Source organism: Labrenzia sp. THAF187b (assembly GCF_009363375.1).
Lineage (GTDB): Bacteria > Pseudomonadota > Alphaproteobacteria > Rhizobiales > Stappiaceae > Roseibium > Roseibium algicola.
Genome location: NZ_CP045344.1, coordinates 2,800,748 through 2,824,286 on the forward strand (window position 1 = coordinate 2,800,748; position 23,539 = coordinate 2,824,286).

Below are 23,539 nucleotides of genomic sequence, written 5' to 3' on the forward strand. Positions count from 1 at the left end.
AGCGGCCTGCCTGTTCAAGTAACAGTTTCGAGGCCTTGATTGCGGCAGCTTCGATTTCAGGCAGGTGTCACCCAAAGGAAGCAAGTCTCGTCAGAATCTGTCAGAATTGATTAGTATTGGTAGGTGGAATTCGATCTCTCGCCATCTGTATTTACACCAATGTTGACCGTCGTGGGCACAAGACGACGCAACAGCGGGAGTATTGATACAAATGGCGTCCAGGACCCGAAGCACCGGCGTTTCAAGCGCACCGGTTGAGCCTGCCATTCCATCCGGCTCAAACCGGACAGCCTCCCTTGCCGCATTTCTGCTGCTGACGACAGCTCTTGTCCCCACCGCAGCCTTTTCAGGCGATGCCCTGCCGCAAGGGGGCAGTTTCACGCATGGCAACGGAACCATTACGCAAGGTGGTTCACGGGTTGATGTGAAGCAATCAAGCGATGCCGGTATCGTGAACTGGGGCAGCTTTTCCATCGGCTCCGGCAATCAGGTTCATTTCGACAACGGCGCCGGTGCCACGCTCAATCGGGTCACGGGCAATGTGCCGAGCCGTATCGATGGCAGCCTCAGCGCGACGGGCAGCGTGTTTCTCGTCAATCCTGCCGGAGTTGCCGTTGGCAGCGGCGGGCTTGTGTCGACGGGTGGTTCGTTTGTCGCTTCGACGCAGGACGTTACCGACAGCGATTTTCTGAATGGCGGCGGCCTGACCTTTTCCGGCACGAGCGGTGCCGAAGTCGTAAATGCGGGCACTATCCGGTCAGCGCAGGGTGACATTGCACTGATTGCGCGCCGCGTTGAAAACAGTGGCACGCTTGAAGCGCCCAACGGCACTGCAGCCCTTGCCGCTGGCTACGAAGTCCTGATGAAAGACGTCGCCGATGCAGACGGCCTGTTGTCGGTCAAGCTTGGCGGAGCCGATACCGAAGCGCTCAATTCCGGAACCATCGCGGCGGCCAATGCGGAAATCCGCGCGAATGGCGGCAATGTCTTTGCGCTGGCTGGAAACACGGATGGTGTCGTCAAGGCAACCGGTGTCAGCACTTCCGGTGGCCGGATATTCCTGACGGCGGGCAATACGGGCAAGGTCCAGGTCAGTGGCAAGCTCAAGTCGCGCAAACTGGCGGAGAACGTTCCGGTGCCGGGTGCAAAGCCGGCGACCGAGGGTGGCGCCATCACGGTGACGGGCGGAGAAATCACGATCACCGGTACGCTCGACGCTTCGGCGGAAGAAAGCGGCGTCAAGGGTGGTGAAATCGTGGTGTTTTCCGAGGACACGGCAAGTGTTTCCGGAACGTTGAGCGCCAGGGGTGGCGTGGGCGGTGAAGGCGGCTTTGTCGAAACGTCTGCCCGAAACACCATCGATTTTGCCGGCATCACGGTCGATACCTCGTCTGAAGGCGGTCAGACCGGTCTCTGGCTGATCGACCCGGTTGACCTGACAGTCGATGCGGCGGCGGCTGCAACGATCTCTTCCAACCTCGCCAGCAACAACGTGAGCCTGCAGACCACCAACTCGTCTGCAAGTGGTCCGGGCAACCAGAGTGCGGGCGACGGCAACATCACCATCAATTCGGGCATCACCTGGACGAGCACAAACACACTCACGCTCAACGCCTATAACGACATCGCGATCAATGCGGCCATCGACGGCCAGAGCGGTGGGCTGACCCTGCTGGCTTACGGCAACAGCGGCACGGCTGCTGTCGGCACGATCTCGACGGGAGCAGCCGGCGCGGTCGATGTCGACAATTTCGCTCTCACCAGGGGTGTCTGGGATCAGGTCGGCGCGGGCCTGCCAGACTTTGCCACGAACGCACTGAGTGTTGGCTTCGGGACTTTCATCCGGGCGCAGGGTGGCGATGGCACTTTTTCCAACCCTTATGCGCTATTTGACGTTTATGGCCTGCAAGGGATCACGACCAGTGACAGGCGTGGTGGCGGGTCCGGCGATATCAGCCTTTACTATGAGCTTGCGAACGATATCGACGCGTCGATGACATCATCGTGGAATAACGGTGCTGGCTTTGACCCTGTTTCCTTTTCCGGAAGCCTGGATGGCAAGGGACATACGATAGACGGCCTCTATATCAACCGGCCTTCCGAAGGTAATGTCGCACTTATAAGTTATTGGCAAGACAACTATTTCACTTCCGGACGTGACCTGGAGATAAAGGACCTCACACTCACGAACGCGTCTGTTACCGGCGACAACCAGACGGCAATTCTGGTCGGCGACACAGGCGGTGGGAACTATCACGGTCACAACATGTCGAATGTGACTGTCAGTGGAACCGTTCAGGCGAATTCCTGGGGCGCAGGCGTCGTGGCCAGGTATTTCGGCAACATCGACCAGTCGACCATGACCAATGTTCATGCCGATGTTTCCGTCACGACGACGGATGGGGGCAGTGCTACCGGCGGCCTCGTCGCGATTATGGGTGAAGGGCTGATAATCTCGAATTCCAGCTCGACAGGATCGATAACCGGAGGGCAGGTCGGTGGTCTTGTCGGCACCACAGACGACAACGACAACAGGATCGAAAATTCCTATTCGACGGCGACAGTCACCTCGTCAGGGAGCTTTCGGGAGGCTGGTGGACTGGTTGGGTACGCGGAAGATCTTACGATCTCGAATTCGTATTTTGCCGGTCAGGTGCTCGGTACAAACGGCGCCGCGGCTGGAGGGCTCATCGGTACGGCCGACAGGAACACGGTCATTGAAAACTCCTTTGTTACGGGTCTTGTAGAGGCTGAAGGATATGCAGCCGCATTGGTCGCTGAGGTCTCCGACTCAAGCGTTTCAATAACCGACACAGCCTGGGATACTGAAACCACCGGACAAACCGAGGTGATCGGTTACACGAATTCCTATACCCCCACCGTGACCAACACGAGCGGTCTGACCACTTCCCAGATGCAGGGATCGCTGACCCTGGGTGGCTTTACCCTGGACAGCAGCATCTGGGGCACTGGCAGCGGACTTTTCCCTTATTTCAAGTGGGAGTATGCCGCCACACCCGAGGCGGTCTCAGGTATCGTCTACAGTGATGCGGGCACGACGGCCCAAACCGGAGCAAATGTCAGCGCACTTTCCGGCGGCAATCTTGTCGGCAGCGCTGTGAGCGGGGCAAACGGGTACTATTACATCCTGACTACGGCCGGATCGCTCAATTCCGCAGGGGTCCTGTCTTATCTGGACGGTGAAAGCACCAAAGCGGCGACTTTCGCCGACACAGTTACGTCGACCGGCGTCTCCGGAGCCGATATCTGGGGCAATGCCTTCAACGTCAATACCGGTGCAGCGGCCACGACGGACGTGGTCACCGCTCTGGACACGACCATCGGCGCGTTCAGCGACACCGATCTCGACTTCCTGTTCAACACGTCGGCGGTTGTGCGAACCGACCAGAATGGCAACAGTCTCGACTTCAATTTGAATGCGACGTCCAACTTCAATCTCGACAACAATCTTTACGCTGGTGGCAACCTGACTGTTGCAACGAATGGCACATTTTCGGTCGGCGACAGCAACGCCATCCTGTGGGCCCATGACGGTGACCTGACAGTGAACGGCGATGTCGCGTGGTCTAACAGCAACCAGCTTTCTCTCTACGCCGACGCCAGCAACGCCTCCATCAAGATCAACGGCTCCGTCACCGCGGCGAACGGCAAGCTGCGTGTGGACCAGACGAGCAGCGCAACGAATGTCACTTCAACGGCGACGGGTGATATCCATGTCGACGATTTCCAGTCCGATACCGCCTGGCTGCAGGTCGGCAGCAGTTTGCCGGATTTTTATGCCCGGGATTTCGATATTCAGGGCGGTCATTTTGTACGTGCGCTTGGTGGTGATGGATCGCAAGCCAACCCGTACCAGATCTTCGATGTCTACAGTCTTCAGGGCATACAGTCAGGTTCCGGCACCACGCCGGTAAACTATGTGTTGACCCGGAATATCGACGCTTCGGGAACAGCAGCCTGGAACGGTGGTTCCGGCTTTGCGTCGACAAGCCTTCGCGGCAATTTCGACGGTGGCGGCTATACGATCGACGGCCTGGCCTCGACAGGTAACTTCAGTTCGATCGGGTTGTTTGGCGTCGTTAGAGCCGATGGTCAGGATGTCTCCATTCGTGATCTCAAGCTGACGAACGTCAACATCGCGGGAGGGGTCGGTGTTGGCGGGCTGATCGGCGCTGCCGTTGGTGGCAAGGTCTCGGTATCGGATGTTTCGGTCGGCGGCACGGTGACAGGCGCAGGTAATGTCGGCGGCGTCGCCGGAATTATGGCGTCGGAGTATTCCGTTACCGACGCACATTCTTCGGCTGATGTCACCACCACGGCCTATGCTGCAGGTGGCCTTATCGGCAACAGTCAGACTTCTGATGCATCGCAGGTTACCCGTTCGTCCGCTTCCGGCAACGTCAGTGGCCGTTATGACATCGGTGGACTGATGGGCCGGGTATCAAATGTCGACGTTTCCAGATCTCATGCCAGCGGAACCGTCACGCTCCTTGCCGATAACACGGGTGGTACCACCACACCATATGGCGCAGGCGGTCTCATCGGCTCCATTGATTCGGGCTCGGTCGATCTCTCTTATGCGACCGGGACTGTGCAAAGTTCCGACAACGTCGCGACGCGTCTCGGTGGGCTGGTTGCCTACTCCGTCGGAGCGCCAATCACACGGTCCTTTGCGACTGGCGACGTGATCCACACCGGCCGCATGGCCGGCGGGCTCGTCGGCGTAACGGCCAGCAGCATTTCCGACAGCTACGCCACCGGGGACGTCTCTGGCAGCAACGAGATCGGCGGCCTTGTCGGGCGGATGCTTGACGGGTCGTCCGTGACCCGCTCGTATGCAACCGGTGCCGTCTCCGCGAGTGTGAACGGTGGCGGCCTGGTCGGCACTATGGACGCTGGTACGATCACGCTCACCAACAGCGTCTGGGACACACAGACTACCGGGCTGAACAATGCAGTCGGCAATCAGCTCGGCGGTTCGGTGACCAATGTCACCGGTGTGACCAGCAGTGCCATGCAGCAGCTCGACACGTTTGTAGCGGCAGGTTTTGGAATTGACGACCAGGGCGGCACGGCGAACACCTGGCGCATCTACGAGGGGCAGACGACCCCACTCCTGCGAGGGTTCCTGACTGCGATCACGGTAACGGGTGACGACAAGTCGAAAATATATGACGGAACGGTCTATTCCGGCGGGTTCACCTATGCCTTGTCGTCTGCCGGAGCGAGTCTCCTGGGAAGTTTCGATGGCGGTGCCGCCGTCACGGCAACCGCGGCCGGAAGTTATGTCATAGGCAACAGTTTCTATTCGCATCAGTTCGGCTACGACATTTTGAGCGTCGATGGCACGTTGACGATCATTAGCCCCTCCGAAACGTCCGGTTCTTCCGGCAATGGACAGTCTTCCACCGATCCCCGCCAGCGGGTGCTGGAGCGCAACCGGCTGCAGACCCCGGATACCGACGAGGCACTTGAAGACAACCCCTCTGCCTGCGAGCCGGGAGTGGTCGGCGGCGAAGGTGCCGTTCACCCCTGCAACCGCTCGTTCGGACGCTGGCTCAGTGCGGCGGCAGAGTAGTCCGGCATGACAAGACATACGATAACTGCAGCCCTGGTGGCCGGTGTTGCGCTCGTTTCCGAAGGTTCGTTCGCCCAGCAGGCTCTTGAAAGAAACCTTCCGGCTGCCGAACCCGGAGAGCCGGTCTCGCTGGACGTCGCCCCCCAGGACTTCGGCGCCACCGACAGGTCACCGCTCGGGGTTGACCTGGCCGGCGTTTATCTGATCGGCCAGTCCGACGATGTGGCAGGCCGAGCTCCGAAAGGTATCGGCGGTCCGGCGGCTGCTTTCGATCAGGCCGCACTGGATGCCGTGCTGTCGGAGTATCTCGGCAAACCGCTTTCCCTCGCCCTTGCGGGGGAGATTCAAGCTGCCGTAGCCCGCGTTTACAAGGAAGCGGGCTATCCGTTCGTATCCGTGACCCTGCCACCGCAGGAAATAACCGGCGGGGTGCTGCAGGTCAGGGTGATCGAGTTCAAGTCGGGCAACGTGACGGTGCAGGGGCTCGATGAGCGCGACGCCGAAGAGATCCGCGCAAGGCTGCGGATCAACCCCGGTGGGCGCATAGATGCGCGCGCGCTGGAAGAAGATCTCGGCTGGTTGAACCGCTCCCCCTACAGGCGGGCAGGTGGGGTTTTTCGCCCGGGCGAGGATGCCGCGCTCAGCGATCTCGAAGTCACGATCGATGAAGGCAGGCCCTGGCAGGTGTTTGCGGGATGGTCCAATTCCGGATCGCAGGATACCGGACGCGACAGGTATTTTCTGGGTGGCAATGCGCGTCTTCCCTTTCCGGGCGGCCCCTGGCTTTCCTACCAGATGACGGCCAGCGACGACATCTGGAGCGATCCGGGAATTGTCTTTCCGCGTGAAGGCGACTACCCCTCCTATGTGTCCCACGCAGGCAGGCTCACCATTCCGACGTGGGCCCGGCAAAGTCTTGAAATCGCCCCGGCAATGGTTGCGTCACGCGAGACGCCGAATCGCTTTTTCGACTTTGAAAACACCACCTATGAATTGCCGATCATCTACAGGTCTGCCGTCTCTAATCTCCTGCCGGGGCGCTATTGGGGAGACACCTACACGGGCGTTGAGCTGAAACGCCTGGAACGGACAACCTTCTTCAATGGTGTCGCGGTTGCCGACGGTGCCGCGGATCTGTTCCAGATGGTGCTTGGCTGGAGCAATTCGTTCGATGACCGGTTTGGCCGCACGGCGCTGGATGTCAGGGTGAAAGCCAATCCGGGAGGTGTTCTCCAGGGAAATGCGGCAACCACCTGGCAGACCTTTACCAATGGGCGTGTCCAGTCGGTCGACTATGCGTATCTTGCGGCAGACATCAGCCGGACAATATCTCTTCCGAACAGGTTCTTCTGGGTAAGCGCCCTCTCGGGTACGCTCGCGGGGCAGGTGCTGCCGGATACGGAGCGGATCTCGCTTGGTGGGCGATATGCGGTGCGCGGGTATAACTACGATGATGCCAGCGTCGACAGCGGTGTCATCTGGCGGAACGAATTGCGTCTGCCGTCCTTCTCGCCGCTTGCCGGCAATCTGCCTGAAAGCTGGCCGCAATCACTGACAAACGACAGTCTGTCGGCCTATCTGTTTGCCGATATCGGGTTCGGGATCGATCACGCCACAGACGACGATGCGACGCTGTCCGGTGTTGGCGCCGGCTTCGACTATGCTCTTGGAGACAATCTGACGGCTAACCTGATCGCGGGCGTTGCCCTGCAGGACGCAGGAGAAACGGAAGCCGGGGATCTCAATCTGCAGGCCTCGATCACGGCGCGATTCTGACGCTTCTCACGAGGCCAGGGCGCTTGCCGGTTCAAATTGCGCTTTTGCCGCTTCCCTGGCGATCCAGTTCAGGTAACGGCCGTAGGTCGTGCCTGAAATCTCGCTCGCCAGCGCTTCGAGATCACCTCTCGAGATCCAGCCCTGGTAGAATGCGACCTCTTCAGGACAGGCAATCTTCAGGCGTTGGCGGGATTCCAGCGTCTGGATGAAGCAGGCTGCTTCCAGGAGCGATTCCGGCGTTCCCGCATCCAGCCAGGCATAGCCCCGGCCCAGCATCTGGACGCTGAGGTCACCGCTTTCCAGATAGGCCCTGTTGATGTCGGTGATCTCAAGTTCGCCGCGTGCGGATGGGGTGAGGGTACGGGCGATGTCGACAACCCTGGCATCGTAGAAATAGAGGCCGGTCACCGCCCAGTCCGATTGCGGGGCAACCGGTTTTTCAACGATTGAGGAAGCCTTGCCTGCGCTGTCGAAGCCGACAACGCCGTATCGTTCGGGATCATGAACCTGATAGGCGAATATGGTTGCGCCGGTCTCGTTTCGCCGGGCCGCCAGCATTTTTTCCGACAGGCCGGTGCCATGAAAGATGTTGTCGCCCAGGATGAGGGCCGACGGTTCCCCACCCAGAAAGTCTTCCGCGATCAGGAATGCCTGGGCAATGCCTGCAGGGTGTTTCTGGACAGCGTAGGACAGGTTCAGGCCCCAGCGGTTTCCCTTGCCGAGGACGCGCTGGAACGCGCTCAGGTCCCGCGGTGTGCAGATGATCAGAATGTCTCGAATGCCGGCGAGCATCAGCGTGGTCAGCGGGTAGTAGATCATTGGTTTGTCGTAGACGGGCAAAAGCTGCTTCGAGCTTGCGAGCGTCATGGGAAACAGGCGAGACCCGGCGCCGCCGGCAAGAACAATTCCCTTCATACCCGGTTCCACTCCGTCGCCACGTTGCGCCTTCCTGCGACGGGTCCAAAGCCGGCCTGCCGTTGCGCCGAACGGTTCGACAACTTGTTCAAGAGCGCCTGCAGGCGCAGAACGCAGGTTGACAACTCGTATCTGGCTACAACGGTCCGGCGTGCCGCCCGGCGCATGGCCTGCCGGTCTGCCGGAGACGTCAACGCCGAACAAACTTCGGCAGCAATTGCCTTTGTGTCCCAGAAATCAACGAGCCTGCCGTTGACCCCGTCTCGAACAACTTCCTGAACCGGAGCGGTTTTGGACGCGATGACAGGTGCCTCGCAGGCCATGGCTTCGAGAAACGACCAGGACAGGACGAACGGGTAGGTCAGATAGACATGGGCTGCAGAGACCTGAAACAGGCTCAGGAGATCCTTGTGCGGGATCTGGCCCAGAAAGTGGATCCGATCAGGTGGAAGGCCGGTTTCCTGAAGAAGCCGGTTGCGCCATGTGTCGCCGCGAGATGGTGCGCGTCCGTAGCTGACGCCGTCGCCACCGGCAACAACGAACCTGGCTTCCTGATTTTCGCGGGCGACCAGTGCTGCCGCCTGCATGAATTGGGGAAACCCGCGGTAGGGTTCCAGGTCACGTGCCGCGAAGGTGACCACCGGATCGCCCGCGGTCAGGTGTCTGCCGTCCGGCAGGCGAAATCCGGCCATCGCGTCGGGGCGAGCCCGGGTCGTGTCGATGCCTTCATGCTGCACGAGGATCTTTGACCGGTATTCTGCGGGATAGCGGCTCTTCTGCCAGGCCGTCGGGCTGATGCCGGCATCGAGCTGATCCAGAGTGGACAGCTGGATGGCGTTGCGGAGCCTCATGGTCTGGCGCTGCTGCAGCGACATCTCGTCGGAAGGTGCAAACCCGACGTCTCCGCCCTGCGGCTGGAAGTAATATTCGCAGAAACCGATGGCAGGTACATCCGGCAGGGCATCCTTGACGAACATCATGCCGCCCCAACCGATATGTCCCATAACAATGTCGGGCTTGTGGCCGTTCAGGTCCAGCTTGTGCAGGATATCGGCAACCTTGCGTCCCGCCTCGATGTAGGGCACGGAAGGCCGTCCACCCGCGCTGCCCGCCTGCCGGGTGTCACCGGCATAGCGCAGCACACGCAGGCCCGGCACCGGCCGGTCCAGGGATTCGCATATGAGCGTGGCAGTCCAGCCATCGGCGATCAGACGCCGGGCAAGATGAACGAACTGCCCGGGCCCATGCCGGTGCACGAACACGATATGCATGTGCCAAACCTTCGATCAGAAACGGGTGCCGTCCAGACGCAAGGGGGATTGTTGAAGGTCCGTCGCCCAAAGGACCTCAAGCTTGCGCAGCAGTGCGAATGTTTCCTCAAGGGCCTTCAGGTCCTGTTCGGATCGCACGATCTGGTCCTGATTGACCTCGTCGGCTGCCTTCACGGCTCTGCAAAGCATCTTTCCCTTGTCGGTCAGACGGATACGGGCTGAGCGTCGGTCCCGTGCCGAAGCCGTTCGGTCGACGTAGCCGGACTGGACGAGTTGCTTGAGGCTGTAGGACGCATTCGATCCGAGATAATGACCGCGGTCCATCAGATCCCGCACGGACAGGTCGTCGTCACCGATGGTGAAAAGCAACATGGCATGGGCGGGAGAGATGTCGTCCGCGCCTATTCGGATCAGATCGACGCGGAGGCGGTCAAGGTAGCGCCGATACATTCGTTCGATGACTCTTACGAGTTCGAAATGGTTCGCTTGCGACGCCGGAGCCGCGATCCTTTCTCTTTCCCCGTATGCTGAATGATTGATGGATTCTTCAACCATAGGTTCAGTCCGCGAAACGTGCCCATTCATGTCCCTTGTTGCGTCTTCTAAGACTTTGTGCATTTGCCCCAAACTCCCACCTACATTCGAACTAAATTCGAAATAATTTCATCGCTATTCTGCTCCCTGTCTATGCACATTGATGCATTTATTAGTTTTGTTTTTGCATTTCTTCTCTTTGCCAATCGATTGCCATAATTAAAGGCACTAGATACCCCAAGTTAGTCTATATGCTTTCGTCATTCCTATGGAAAAGATGTGTCGTTTTCTGGGCAATCGCTCTTTTTTTCGCACGTGCGAACACACCTATCGGTTGAGGCTTCGGAGAATCTTGAATGGTTGAAAAGACAACACCGGACGCAATCGATCCGTTCCGTCTCATAAGAGAGGCTCGTGTCACCTTTGCAACCGGTCTCGCCGCAGCGGCGCTTCTGAGCGGGTTCATCACACTGCTGCAGATGATCGTTCCGCTGTTCATGCTGCAGGTTCACGACCGGGTTCTGAACAGTCAGAGCCTCGATACCCTGACAATGTTGCTGATCATCGCCTGTGGCGGGCTGATGCTTTTTGCGATTCTCGAATTTATCCGCAGCCAGATTTTCCAGGTGATGGGGAGCGAACTGGTTCGGCGTCTCAACCTGACGGCAATCGAGGCGGGGGTGAAATCCTCGCTGGAGAAGGGGGGCGGTATGGCCTCCGAAGTGCTGCGGGACCTGAACGATCTTCGCACCTTCATAACCAGCAACGCCATCAGCGCACCGCTGGAAGCCATGTGGGTGCCGCTGTTCCTGATTGTGCTGTTTGCCCTGCATCCGCTTTACGGGCTGCTGGCTGTTGTTTCAGCGATTACGCTGATCGGGCTCAACCTGCTGTCCGACATGACGACACGCTCGCTGTTGAAGGAAGCGAACACCGCCAACTTGCAGAATGTCGCGACGATCGCCTCCACGCTTCGCCACGCGGAGACGATCGAGGCAATGGGGTTGATGCCTGCCCTGACGCGCCGTTGGCGCAAGGGGCAGCTCCATGCCACGGAACTGATGGCAATGGGAAGCCGGCGTGGCAAGGCAATCCACGCGCTGACGCGAAGCCTCCGGTTTGGCATGCAGATCGCGGTTCTGGCGCTTGGCGCGGATCTTGTCATCAAGGGAGAGGTGACTGCCGGCACGATGATCGCCGCAAGCATCCTGATGGGGCGCCTGCTGACGCCTTTAGACAATCTCACGGAAAACTGGCGCCAGTGGGTGTTCGCATCAACCGCCTGGGGCCGGGTGCGCGAGGTTCTGGAGAACCACTCCTCGCTTCGCCAGACCGTGCCGACCCCGCCCAGCCAGGGATCGCTCAAGATCGACAAGCTGGTCTATGCGCCGCCCAACGCACCGGTGCCTGTTATCAAGGGCATTTCGTTCACGCTCGAACCCGGTGACGTTCTTGGCATTGTCGGCCCGTCGGCAGCCGGAAAGTCGACCCTGGCCCGTCTGCTTGTAGGTGTTCTTCAGCCCACGACGGGCGGTGTCTTTCTTGATGGGCACAACGCCTATCTCTGGGAGCGGGCGTCCTTTGGCGCGATGGTCGGGTATCTGCCGCAGTCGGTGTCTCTTCTGGATGGAACGGTTCGGGACAACATCTCGCGCATGTATGATGCCGACCCTCAGATGGTGATCGATGCGGCACGTGCCGCCGGCGTTCACGAGATGATCGGCCGGATGCCACTCGGCTATGACACGCCCGTGGGTGACAACCGTTACACCTTGTCAGGCGGACAAAAGCAGCGTGTCGCCCTTGCGCGTGCGCTGTTCGGACGGCCGCGCCTGCTCGTGCTCGACGAACCCAATGCCAACCTGGATACGGAAGGGGAGGTTGCCCTGTTGCGTGCTATTTCGCAGGCAAAGGAAGACAACGCCATCGTCATCGTCATCGCACACAGACCGGCAATCATGGAAGCGGCCGACAAGATCCTGGTGCTGGAAGATGGCCGGATCGGCCAGTTCGGTGACCGAACTGATGTCGTCAGCAGTATTTCAAGGCGCCTGCCGGCACCTGCCGCGCACCGCGCCCTGCCGACGAGTGGAGAAGTGGCATGAGCGATCGTTCCGAGCAGACAAAGCCACCCGTTGCCACACCTTCGTCCGAGGCCGCGACCGAAACAGGCCAGGCCTATTGGATGGCCGCCCTCAAGGCGGACGATGCGCGCCCGCCAAGCTTGCGCAAACCGCTTCTGGCGGCAGCTCTGGCCGTTTCGATCGGCTTTGGCGGATTTCTGCTTTGGGGATTTACCGCCGATCTCGATAGTGCGGCGGTTGCCACCGGCAAGGTGATTGTCGACAGCAAGCGCAAGACCATCAGTCATCTGGAAGGCGGGATCCTGCGCCGGTTGCTCGTGCAGGAAGGGGATTTCGTGGATGCCGGCCAGCCGTTAGTGGAGCTGGACGACACACGCGCACGTGCCGAGCTGGCGCAGCTCCATGGCAAACGGACCAGTCTGCTGGCAAGGCTGGCCCGGCTCAGGGCCGAGCGAGATCTGTCGGATGAAATCGTATTTCCGGAAGAGCTCAAGAATAGCAGCGAACCCCTGATCGCCGAAGTGGTGGCGGCAGAAGAGGGGGTGTTCGAAAAACGCCGCCAGGTCTACGAGGGCAAGATCGCCTTTCAGCAGAAGGAGATGGAGCAGTATGTGGCGCAGATCGAGGCCAATCAGGCCCAGATCGAAGCCACCGGGCACCGGCGAAAGTTGCTTGAGGAGCGTGTCGACGCCCTCAGCGGCCTGGAGAAGAAAGGGTTCACGTCAAAAGCCATGCTTAGCGAAGTTCAGCTGGAACTGAGCGAGATGATTGGTGACGGCGGTGAGCTGGAGGCCCAGAAGGCGCGTGCGGAAAAGGCGCGCCAGGGTGCGGAAGTTGCCCTGTTGCAGGCCGAACAGGAATGGCAAAGCGACATTGCCGGAAAGATCCTCGAGGCTCAACTTGAACTGAACCTCACCAACGAGCAGATCATTTCGTCGCAGGATGTCCTCGACCGGCTGGTGGTCCATTCCCCTCAGTCCGGTATTGTCTCCAGCATCGAGATGCGGACGCCCGGCGGGGTGGTCGAGCCTGGCAAGGCGATCATGGATATCGTGCCGCGAGACGAGAAGATGCTTGTCGAGGTTCGGATGAACCTGAACGACATCGATACCGTTCGTGTCGGCTCGGAGGCACGCATCCGGCTGACTGCCTATGACCGTCAGAACACCAGCCCGCTGGGAGGGGAGGTGACCTATGTCGCTGCCGACCAGACCGTCGATCCCCAGACGCAGGCGGCCTTCTATATCGTGCGCGCACAGGTTCTATCCGAAGAGCTGGACGGCAAGCCTGCCTTGACGCTTTACCCGGGAATGCCGGCGGAAGTCCTGATTATCCGGCGTGCTCGCAAGGCAATGGACTATCTGCTCGAGCCGATCACGCAAAGCCTTGATCGAGCTTTCCGGGAAGACTGAGGCGCATTTTTTTGTGCTCCAACAAATTTTTTTAACGACGGGCGGCATTGGCCGCCCGTTGCTTTTTCGAAGCCCCGGTCCATTCCGAGCGTCGGGGCATTTTCCTGGTGCGGTGCGAAAATTACACCTTTAACGCGATTAGTGCGTTGCAAAACTACCATGTCGTTCATTTTCACGGCGAGGCGGTTGAGTGCTGTTTCGGCATGAAGTGCGGGCGGTTTCAAGCATCTGAAAAATCGCAGAAATTGGATTTCAATCTATGGGGGATCATGTGGTTTCAATGATTTTGTTTTGAATTTCGAAATAAAATAAACGTAAAGGAATTGTATTTTCGAACTACTATTAAATGAAAAGTAGAATTAGTTTATCTCCTTCAAAATATTGCCTTATTTTTTTCACTATTCGTCCCTTTGAAGAGATTAGTAATTGTGTATTGTACTTCTCGCGCTGCGAAAATACGGGGTTTGTGCAGTGCGGTGTGCCGCGGTTCGCGGGGCGTCAAATGTAACGAGGCGAACTTCAGGAGTTAGCTACATGGCCACGATTGAAGGCAGTGCTTTTCAGGATTTCCTGCAAGGTACAAATGCTCAGGATTTCATATTCGGATTGGGCTCATCGGATGTTCTGCTCGGCAATGAAGGGGACGACTTCCTCTTCGGCGGCCAAGGTGGAGATCTGATCGTCGGCGGAGAGGGTGCCGACAAAATTTTCGGGCAAGGTGGCGAAGACGTCATTCTTGGTGGTGAAGGCAGCGATACCATCTTCGGCGGAGCGGGCTCCGACTACATCGAAGGCGGTGCCGGCGGCGACATCATTTTCGGTGGCGAAGGAACCGACATCATTGACGGCGGTGCCGGCAACGATCTGATGTTCGGTGGCGGCGACCACGATGTCTTCGTGTTCTCCGGCGGTGGCGGCAACGACATCGTCATGGATTTCCAGGTCGGCGATCTGGTGCAGATCTCGAGCAACATCAACGATACCGGTGTTTCCTCTGCTGCCGATGTCGCCGCACGGGCGACCCAGGTCGGCAACAACACGGTCATCGATCTCGGCAACGGCGATACCGTCACGCTCAACAACGTCGATGCCGACGATCTTCAGGACAATCCTGACGGCTACATCGTCGTTTCCTGATGATCCCGCACCCGGGCACGCGGTCGTCCCGTGTGCCCGGGTACCGGCCTTTGGCCTGTGGCCGTCCGCAACTCAGGTCTTAAAACAGTGATGGACAAAGATGCTCGAGACCCTGGGCAAATACGCCGAGGCGGACTTTGAGTCCCCGCATTACTTCCAACTTACGCCGGAGGTTCTTCTTCTTGTCTGGGATCCGGCGCATCAGGTAAATGCTGCGCCCCGGCTTGTGGAGCAGGGCGGTCAGTCCTTCGGCTCCATTGCGAGTGTCCGGCTGAACCGGCTTGATGGCCGGTCGCGTGTCGTATGGGCTGTTTCGCTGAAGGAAAAAACCAGGCTTAGTCTGAAGTTGAGCGCCGGCGCGGTCGGGTCCGAGGCGACGCTTTCTGTCGACGCCGCAAAGCCTGGTCCTGCCGCCGATGCCTTTGCCATTACCAACGGGCTCAGTCAGGCCGCCTGCGCCGTTTTCGTCACGACTTTCCTGAGCGCCTGGTCCGGCATGTTCCGGCTGGGGCGTTCCCGCAGTTTCGTCAATTTTGCAAGAGAGCTGCTGCGCTCCGTCAATGATGCGCCACCGGTTGTGGATGCCGTCGCGAGCATCGGTTCCGTCCGGTTGCTGGAAACCCTCATCAACAGCGACAGCACCGACATCAAAACGGCGGTCGTGATCGGTGATACGGGTGTTCTGCGGCTGGACAGCGGAACGTGCAACACGCCCTACAACGGCGGCAAGAGCAGATTGTTCATCGGTGCGGTCGACATGCCGCAGCCGCCTGCCAACGGTTTTCTGGTGCTGTCCGGAAGCTGGGGTCTGGCGATCCGGAAACTGGCGACGGACAACGTGAAGCGCACCGTCGGTGCATGGTGGGCTACCAATTCGCGCAAGCTGCCGGAAGTGCGGGACTACCTGGTGTCGGACGTCGGCGCCAAATCCGATGAGGCGCGTGCAGCCATAAGGGACCTGCAGGTGAGCGATCCCTTGCCGGCGCGCCGTCATGGTTTGCTGTCAGAGACGGGCTCCTTCTGTGCGGTGGAAACAGCTGTCGCCTGCGAAGCCGGTGTCCTGGTCGGTGGCTGGCTGCGCGATCCTGCCCGTGTCTATCAGGGGCTCGATATTCTTGCCGGTGACGCCGGTCCGGTTGCGCTTGAGCTACACACGTTCGATGGCGTTCTGCCGGAAACCCAGGGCGGTTACGCGATAAAGCGTTTTGTCGCGTTTGCACCGGTCGGCAGGGCGCTTCAACACAATCTGCAGCCCCGGTTCGAAGTCCGTTTGGCATCGGGTGAGCGGGAACTGCTGGTGCCGCCACCGCAGCCGGGTGACATCCCCGACACGAGGGCGAAGGCGCTTTCCGTCGTGACACCGCGCCATGCGAGCGACGAGGTTCTGGCGACCTGTCTGTCGAATGTCTTGTCCGATATCCAGTCGCGTTTCCGGCAATCCGTCGGTGAACCGTCCGAAGTTCTGTTCGGCAAACCGCTTGCCGATCCGACCGTGTCGATCGTGATCCCGCTTTACAAGGTGTTCGAGTTCATCAAGGCGCAGCTTGCGGCGTTTTCCGCCGACAGCTGGCTGGCGGAGAACGCCGAGGTGATTTTCGTGCTCGACTCTCCCGAGCAGGTAACCCATGTGGAGGACCTGCTCGCCGGGTTCCATCTTCTTTATGGCCTTCCCGTTCGACTCGTCGTGATGGAACGTAACGGCGGCTATGCGCTTGCCTGCAATGCAGGTGCGGAAGCGGCGCGCGGGCGCTATCTGGCGATGATCAATTCCGATGTCGTGCCGGTCGAGGCCGGCTGGCTCGAACAGCTGTGTGCCAGCCTGATGATGGACGAGCGGGTCGCGGCTGTAGGTGGCAAGCTGCTCTATGCAGACAACGCCATTCAGCATGCCGGATTGAAGTTTATCCAGGACGACAAGGGCCGCTGGTTCAACCATCACTACTACAAGGGCTTCCCGCGTCAGTTTCCGGAAGCCAGCACCTCCCGCGAGGTGCCGGGGGTAACCGGTGCTTGCCTCGTTCTGTCGAAAGCCGATTTCGAGACGGTGGGAGGGTTCACGACGGACTTCATCGTCGGTGACTACGAAGACAGCGACCTGTGCCTGAAACTCCGCAAGTTGAATCGCAAGATCTACTATCTGGGCGACGTCGAACTCTACCACTTCGAGCGTGTTTCCATTCGCAAGAACGAAGACTACACGCGCGGTGTCGCCTCTCAATACAATCGCTGGCTCCACCAGTCCCGCTGGCAGGACGACATCGTTGCCCTGATGGAAGCTGCGGAGCGGCGTGAAAAAGGGCTGAGTGCATGAATTCGCCGGTTCTCATCAAGGATGCCACCAGTCTGGTCACATCCCCACTCGGCAGTGAGCGGATTGCAGACCTGCAAGGTTACATCGGCCGTAACAGGTTCCTGCCGGTTCCCCCGAGCGAGGACAACTTCGTCGGAGATGGTGACTATCTTGCCATCGGCACGGAGTTTCTGGGCCACTTTATCGACCTTGGGGGCTTGCGCGCGCATGAGCGGGTGCTTGATGTCGGTTGCGGCATTGGCCGGATGGCAGTGCCCCTGACCCAGTATCTGGATCCGGACACCGCCCGGTATGTGGGTATCGATCCGGCATCGGCGGGCATTCAATGGTGCACGCGCAACATCGGGTCGGTCTATCCCAATTTCCGGTTCATGCATCTCGATATCGCCAACGCTCTCTACAATCCCGACGGCTATATCCGCGGCACGGAGATCGCCCTGCCGTTCGCCAACGGCTCGTTCGATTTCGCCATCATGACCTCGGTGGTCACACATCTGCCATCGGAAGAGATCCTGCCCTATTTCCGCGAAATCTCGCGCCTCATGGAGCTGGGAGGCAGGCTGTTTCTGTCGGCTTTCGTGATTGCGCCGGACCGCGGGGAAGGCTTGATCCCGCGTGTCGCGTTCCGACGCGACGGCGAAGGGCCTGCCTGGTACGGCAACCCGCAAGCGCCGCTCGCAGCGGTCGCCTTCGATGATGGTTTCCTCGACAGGGCGTTGGAGACAGCCGGATACGAAATCGCCCTGAAGCGGTTCGGGCACTGGCGTGGCGGCAACGGGGCTCCGCATTACCAGGACTTTTTCGTTGCCGTGAAAACGTCGCGGGGGGTGTCCTGATGCGGATCCTTGTCTTTGCACATAATCATCCGGACCTTCACCCCGGTGGAACGGAGACCGTCGCGCTTGACCTGGCCAGGGCCTATCGCAAGGCCGGGCACCAGTCGCTGTTTGTCGGTGCGACCAACCACCTGCACCGCGAGCCGCATCCGGGTACCAGCTTTCAGGCGATCAGCGACAGCGGTGACGAGTTGCTGATGTGGGCCGGTCATTTCGACCGGTTCAACATGAGCCAGATCGATCTGCAAGCCTTTGTGCCGGACATGCGGACACTGCTGGAAAGCTTCCGGCCGGATGTGGTCCATATCCACCATCTGCTGCTGTTCGGTGTCGAACTGCCGGTTCTAATCCGCCGGGTGCTGCCCGACGTGCGCATCGTTATGACGCTGCACGACTATTACGCGATCTGCGCCAACGACGGCGTTCTGATGAAAAGCCCGGACGAAGCCTGTGCTGCGCTTGGGGCGGGAGGACTGTGCAAATGCCTGCCCGAAGCAAAGCCGAACGACATGCGTCTGCGCGAGCGGTTCATCAAGACGCATCTGGAAGCCGTCGACGAGTTCGTATCTCCAAGCGCGTTTCTGCGTGACGTCTATGTGCGCTGGGGCCTGCCCTCGGAGAAAATCAGGATCATTCGAAATGGCAGGCCGGACGCAGCGCTGGCCAAGAGCCGGTCGGCTGACGACACGCCCAAAACCGTGTTCGGCTATTTCGGAAACCTGACCCCCTGGAAGGGCGTCGAGGTTCTGCTGCAGGCGGCAAAGCTGTTGGTGGAAAAGGACATGGAATTCGAGCTGCGGGTTCATGGCGGTGCTCCCTTCCAGAACCAGGAATTCGTCAAACGCATCGAAAAGCTGTTCGAGGAAACCGCACCCAGAGTGCAGCGCCTGGGGGCTTACAAACCTGATGATGTCGCCGGTCTCATGGCGCCCGTGGACTGGGTCGTCGTGCCTTCTCTGTGGTGGGAAAACGCACCACTGGTCATTTCCGAGGCACAGCAGCACGGACGGCCGGTAATCACCAGCGGTGTCGGCGGCATGGCCGAGGCTGTCAGGGACGGCGTCGATGGCCTGCATGTGCGCAAGAACGATCCGGTCGGCCTGGCAATCGCGATGGCGACAGCTGCCGGAGATGCCGCGCAGTACCGGAAACTTGCAGCCAACATCCGCAAGCCGCCGTCCGTCAGCGCTGTTGCCGAACAATATCTGCGCCTGTTTGCCGACCGGCAAACCGCGGCGCGTGAACCTGCTGCCTGAGGAAAACGGAATGAGTGTAACCCCTCTTGAACAGGTAAAGCCCGGATCGGACGCCAAGCCGCCGCAAGCTGTTGCGGAGGCCAGGGAACAAGCCGTTTCCGCGCGGCTTCAGGGGCGTGTCGATGCATTTGAAAACGGCCGGCTGCTCGGCTGGGCCTGGGATGCGTCGAGCCCGAGCGACCGCATGACCATCCACGTCTTCCACGACGGTGAGCGAGTTCTCAGCAAGGTTGCCGAAACCCAGCGCATCGACTTGAAGCGCAACGGCATCGGTGACGGTCATTATGCGTTCGACATCGAGTTGCCCCAGGCCGTTGCCGCAGCACCTGGCGGTCTGACTGTTGTGGCGGAAACCCCCAAGGGGGAAGCGCAACTGAAGCTGCCGCGCCCGAGCGCAGAAGAACGCGCTGCGGAAGCTGCCGTCGCCATGCCTCTGGCTGTGGTGATGGAGAAAGTCGACCGGCTGATCGTGGCGCAGCGCCAAAGCGCTGTTGGCCAGCGTGATGCAACGGCGGTCTTGCGCGAGACGGTAAAGCGGATCGATGCGCTGGCATCGAACGAAGGCGAACTTGGCGAGGCCATGTCCCTTCTGAAAAACGGCCAGGGCGACCTCTCCCAGAAGGTCAAGGAACTGGAAGTCTTTCTGCTGCGTTTCGATACGACGCTGAAGGGTTTCGATGACCGGTTGAAGGTCCTTGGAGAAAAGAGCCGCAACAACCTCAAGGTTCATATCCTGCTGCTGGCGATCCTTCTCGGGTTTGTCGGGGGCATGCTGTTTGCCGCCGCGGGCGGTCTCTGGAGGTAAGGAACGATGGAGCCTGTCGTCACCCTGGAAGGCGTGAAGAAGCTGCCCGCGAGAGCAGAGCGGCAGGCACCTGCGCTGAAGGCGCAGGGGAGCGCAGGGGCGCAGGTTCCGCTCGACGGTCATTCGGTTCTTTACGTCAACCTCGACCGCGAAACGCTGTTGATCGCCGGGGTGGGGGAAGCCTTTGCCGGCGGAGTGCCGGCTATCCTCAACGAAGACCCGAAGATGGTCGTGCCCTGCTCGGTGACGGTGCTGCCAGCCGGAAACGGCCTTTCGGGAAAAAAGCGTCCGTTCATCGCAATCCTGTCTCCGGTGCCAGGTTCTGCCTCCCGGCCTGACCGGGTGACGATCCGCAGCCAGGGGCATGCCTACCCCTATGGCCTCAGGCATCAGGCAGAAGATCTCAAGAGCTTCCTCAACAGTGTCGGTGAGCTATCACCTCAATCGGTGCCCGATATCGTTGACGGCCTGGTCCAGGCATTGCTTGGCGCGGGAACCACACCTCAGACAATGCAGACAGCCGCCAGACTTGTCGATGCTGTCGCGGGACGCGACGGTTTCATCGAGGTTCTGGGTGTCTTCGACGCCGGAGATATCTACCTCCAGGGGTGGGCCAAGGGCATGCCGGTGGGTACCAGCCGGGTGTTTGTTTTCGACGGCGCATTGAAACTCGGTCAGCTGGCCGGAAGTCTTTTCGAGCGCAAGGACACCGGTGGCAAGGCGCATGGTTTTGCCGGTTTGCTCGAGGTTGAGGGCGGTCTTGATACCGCGCAACTTCGCAAGGTTTTCTTCCGTGGCCGCGCCGGATGGAGCGTGGTCGAAGTTCATGAACACAGGACGATGCCGCCGGCCCGGGCTCTTCCCTCCCACATACGGGCCCTTCTGCCGAAGCTCTCCCCCGCGGGTGACGGCAGGGCCCGGCTGGAGCTGGCGGGCCGGCGGTTCGATGGCCGGGAAACGGTTAGCGAGCTCGACGTCCCGGTTCGTGTCGGTATCGATTTCAGCGCTTCACTGGATCGGGCCGGCGTCCTGTTGTCGGGCTGGCTGCTTAATCCGGAAGACCGTGTCGAGTCGGTCTTCCTGCGTTCGGGTTGCATGAGTTGTCGCCTCGACACGCGCTGGACGACGCAGCTGCGGCCCGACGTGACAAGCGCTTTCGAAACATTGTCACCCTTTCTGAACGGGCCGGATGCACTGCAACGGCACGGGTTCCTTGTTCATGTACCTGCCGAGGAAATGTCCGGCACCGAGGGTACGTATCTGGAGATCGTGCTGAAAGATGGCAGGTCCGCCTTTGCTCCGCTGGCCCTTGGCAGGGCTTCGCCGCGTTCCGCGCTAAGGCGACTTCTTTCCGGGCTGGATCCGGCAACGGCATTCCGTCCTGACTTTCTGGAGCGCCATCTTCTGCCGGTGTTGCAGGCCAATGATGCGCCCGAACCAGTCATCGTCGAGACGATCGACTTCGGGGCCGTGGATGAAAACGCCGCTTTCGCCCTTGTGATCGGTCTCGACGGAAATTTCGAGAAGTCACGTGTCCTGCTGTCGCTGTGTGCGCTTGATCCGCTGCTGCGGAGCGCGCCGGTGGTCCTGGTTGCCTCGCAGGATGATGCGCTGGAGCAGGTTGAAGACTTCAGGCAACTTGCCGGTTTCTACGGTCTCGCCGTCCGCCTGGTGCTGGCGGACCACGTCGAGGACGCGCTCGATGCGCTTCAGGCGGGCGTCGAGGCCTCACCGGCGGAGACGGTTGTTTGCCTGTCTTCGGGTGTGTTGCCGCGCGGTCCGGGCTGGCTGGAGCCGCTGCTTGCGGCGTTTCAGGCACAGGATGCTACCTGTATTGCAGCCCCCACGCTGCTCTATGAAGACGAAACCATCAGATGGGGCGGCGCCTGGATCGAGCCGGAAGACGGCCGCTTTCTGTTGAAGCAACATTATCTCGGTTACCCGCGCCGGACACTTCATGGCGCGGATGTCAGCCCTGTTGCCGCGGCACCGTTTGATTGCTGTGTGCTGCCGAGGTCGGCCCTTGCGGAAGCGGGGGGCTTTTCAAGGAAGTATCTTGGCACGGACGAGAAAGGGCTCGATGCCGCCCTGCGGCTGAAACTGTCGGGCATCGGTTCGCTCTGGGTGCCTCAGGTGGAGATGATCCACGCCGAGGACGGTCGCCCGGGAGAGCGATCCTGGAAAAAACTGGTTTCCGAACTCGATCGCCGCAGTTTCGAGCGAACCTGGTCTCCATTTCTTGCTGACCTGGCAGAGGATATCCGATGACGGCTGTTCACGAGGAAAGAACACCTTCCAAGGCCGCGGCGCTGCGCGTGCTCGTCATTTCTCACGGCCATCCGACACTGTCACTCGGCGGCGCGGAAGTGGCTTCCTACAATCTGCACCAGGGTCTGAAGGCCCTGCCGGGAACACAATCGTTCTTCCTGGCGCGGGTTGGTGACGGCTATCCGCGGCACGGCCAGTCCGCGTTGATGGGGGTCGATGACGCCGATGACGAGCTGCTTTTTCACGCCGACGACTACGATCCGTTCCTGGTATCCAACCGCAACACCGGAGACCTGCACAGGGACCTGCGGCGGTTTGTGCGCACCCTGCGTCCGGACGTGGTGCATTTCCATCATTTCATCGGCTTCGGGCTAGAGACACTCTACACGGTGCGCGACGCCTTGCCGGACGCCACCATTCTGGTGACTTTCCACGAGTTCCTGTCCATCTGCCATCATCATGGGCAAATGGTCAAAGCAGGTGGCCACAAACTCTGCGAGGCGGCCACGCCGATTGCCTGCAACGGCTGCTTTCCGGAGATTTCGCCGGCCAGTTTCCTGCGCCGGCGGCAGTTCATCAAGTCCATGCTCGGGCTTGCCGATGGCTATATCTCGCCCAGCCGTTTCCTGGCGGACCGCTATGTCGCCTGGGGGCTGCCGGCGGACAAGATGACCGTAATCGAAAACGGCCTGAACGTGAGCGAGCAGGCGGCGCAGCGCTCCGTGGCAGCCGGTGGCCGGCGGAACCGTTTTGCGTTCTTCGGCCAGATGACGCCCTACAAGGGGGTGGATGTACTTCTGGATGCAGTCCAGCGAGTTCCCGAAAGCATCTGGGGGGAAGATGCCACGCTGACCATTCATGGCGGCAATCTTGAACGTCAGCCCGAAGCGTTTCGCAGTCGAATTTCAGAGCTTCTGGAAGCGGCCGGATCGCGCGTGCGTTTCGCCGGCAGCTACCAGAACAAGGATATGCCGTCGCTGATCCGGCAAACGGACTGGGTGATGATGCCGTCCGTCTGGTGGGAGAACTCACCTGTGATCATTCAGGAAGCGTTCTTCCATGGGCGACCGGTTATCTGCAGCGGCATCGGTGGCATGGCCGAAAAGGTTCGCGACAAGGTCGATGGACTGCATGCCCGGCCGGCAAGCCCGGAAGACCTGGCGGACCGCATGGCCGAGGCCTTGCGCGATCCGGGTCTGTGGCAGCGTCTGCGGACGGGCATCAGACCACCCAAAACGCATCTCGAAAGTGCCGGCGAGCACGTGACCCTTTATCGCGAGGTTCTAGATGGCGGCCTCGCGTCTCGTCCCGGTGCCCTCAAGCAAAGCGCCTGAG

The 23,539-nt window shown here is 60.1% G+C and carries 14 protein-coding genes; 11 read left to right on the forward strand and 3 right to left on the reverse strand.

Annotated elements, in window-relative coordinates:
* Window positions 1–211: 211 nt before the first annotated feature.
* Together FIV03_RS12795 and FIV03_RS12800 are read left to right on the forward strand one after the other, a co-directional pair.
* Window positions 212–5,599, forward strand: coding sequence for a filamentous hemagglutinin N-terminal domain-containing protein (locus FIV03_RS12795; protein WP_152509805.1), 5,388 nt, complete (start codon window positions 212–214; stop codon window positions 5,597–5,599).
* A 6-nt stretch (window positions 5,600–5,605) separates the two neighbouring features.
* Entirely contained in the window at window positions 5,606–7,375 is a 1,770-nt protein-coding gene (locus tag FIV03_RS12800; RefSeq protein ID WP_152509806.1) for a ShlB/FhaC/HecB family hemolysin secretion/activation protein, read from the forward strand.
* A gap of 6 nt (window positions 7,376–7,381) precedes the next feature.
* On the opposite strand, the gene rfbA is transcribed toward FIV03_RS12800, so the two are convergent.
* Genes rfbA through FIV03_RS12815 form a run of 3 tightly spaced genes read right to left on the reverse strand, consistent with a single transcriptional unit; the run spans window position 7,382 to window position 10,011 of the window.
* Window positions 7,382–8,290, reverse strand: coding sequence for a glucose-1-phosphate thymidylyltransferase RfbA (gene rfbA, locus FIV03_RS12805; RefSeq protein ID WP_152509807.1), 909 nt, complete (start codon window positions 8,288–8,290; stop codon window positions 7,382–7,384).
* Window positions 8,287–9,561 carry a glycosyltransferase gene (locus FIV03_RS12810; protein WP_152509808.1) on the reverse strand — a complete coding sequence of 425 codons (1,275 nt, stop codon included), beginning with the start codon at window positions 9,559–9,561 and terminating at the stop codon, window positions 8,287–8,289. Before FIV03_RS12810 ends, rfbA begins: the two co-directional genes overlap by 4 nt.
* A gap of 15 nt (window positions 9,562–9,576) precedes the next feature.
* A complete protein-coding gene (locus tag FIV03_RS12815) occupies window positions 9,577–10,011 on the reverse strand; it encodes a MarR family transcriptional regulator (RefSeq protein ID WP_228148025.1) in 435 nt (144 codons plus the stop codon).
* A gap of 440 nt (window positions 10,012–10,451) precedes the next feature.
* Between FIV03_RS12815 and FIV03_RS12820 the strand changes: the two genes are divergently transcribed.
* The 9 genes from FIV03_RS12820 (at window position 10,452) to FIV03_RS12860 (ending at window position 23,538) form a co-directional block, all read left to right on the forward strand.
* Window positions 10,452–12,200, forward strand: coding sequence for a type I secretion system permease/ATPase (locus FIV03_RS12820; protein WP_152509809.1), 1,749 nt, complete (start codon window positions 10,452–10,454; stop codon window positions 12,198–12,200).
* Window positions 12,197–13,591, forward strand: a complete 1,395-nt coding sequence (locus FIV03_RS12825) for an HlyD family type I secretion periplasmic adaptor subunit (RefSeq protein ID WP_209009967.1) — start codon at window positions 12,197–12,199, stop codon at window positions 13,589–13,591. The genes FIV03_RS12820 and FIV03_RS12825 overlap by 4 nt, the downstream gene beginning before the upstream one ends.
* Window positions 13,592–14,125: 534 nt before the next feature.
* Complete coding sequence (locus FIV03_RS12830) at window positions 14,126–14,728, forward strand: calcium-binding protein (RefSeq protein WP_152509810.1); 603 nt, start codon at window positions 14,126–14,128, stop codon at window positions 14,726–14,728.
* 100 nt (window positions 14,729–14,828) lie between these two features.
* On the forward strand, window positions 14,829–17,039 hold the full coding sequence (locus tag FIV03_RS12835; RefSeq protein ID WP_152509811.1) for a glycosyltransferase family 2 protein: 2,211 nt from the start codon (window positions 14,829–14,831) through the stop codon (window positions 17,037–17,039).
* Window positions 17,036–17,875 (forward strand): class I SAM-dependent methyltransferase, encoded by an 840-nt coding sequence (locus tag FIV03_RS12840; protein WP_152509812.1) that lies wholly within the window; start codon window positions 17,036–17,038, stop codon window positions 17,873–17,875. The genes FIV03_RS12835 and FIV03_RS12840 overlap by 4 nt, the downstream gene beginning before the upstream one ends.
* Window positions 17,875–19,131, forward strand: coding sequence for a glycosyltransferase family 4 protein (locus tag FIV03_RS12845; RefSeq protein ID WP_152509813.1), 1,257 nt, complete (start codon window positions 17,875–17,877; stop codon window positions 19,129–19,131). The genes FIV03_RS12840 and FIV03_RS12845 overlap by 1 nt, the downstream gene beginning before the upstream one ends.
* Window positions 19,132–19,141: 10 nt before the next feature.
* Window positions 19,142–19,936, forward strand: a complete 795-nt coding sequence (locus FIV03_RS12850; RefSeq protein WP_152509814.1) for a hypothetical protein — start codon at window positions 19,142–19,144, stop codon at window positions 19,934–19,936.
* Between the two features lie 6 nt (window positions 19,937–19,942).
* A complete protein-coding gene (locus FIV03_RS12855) occupies window positions 19,943–22,204 on the forward strand; it encodes a hypothetical protein (protein WP_152509815.1) in 2,262 nt (753 codons plus the stop codon).
* A complete protein-coding gene (locus FIV03_RS12860; protein ID WP_152509816.1) occupies window positions 22,201–23,538 on the forward strand; it encodes a glycosyltransferase family 4 protein in 1,338 nt (445 codons plus the stop codon). Before FIV03_RS12855 ends, FIV03_RS12860 begins: the two co-directional genes overlap by 4 nt.
* Window position 23,539: the final 1 nt, after the last annotated feature.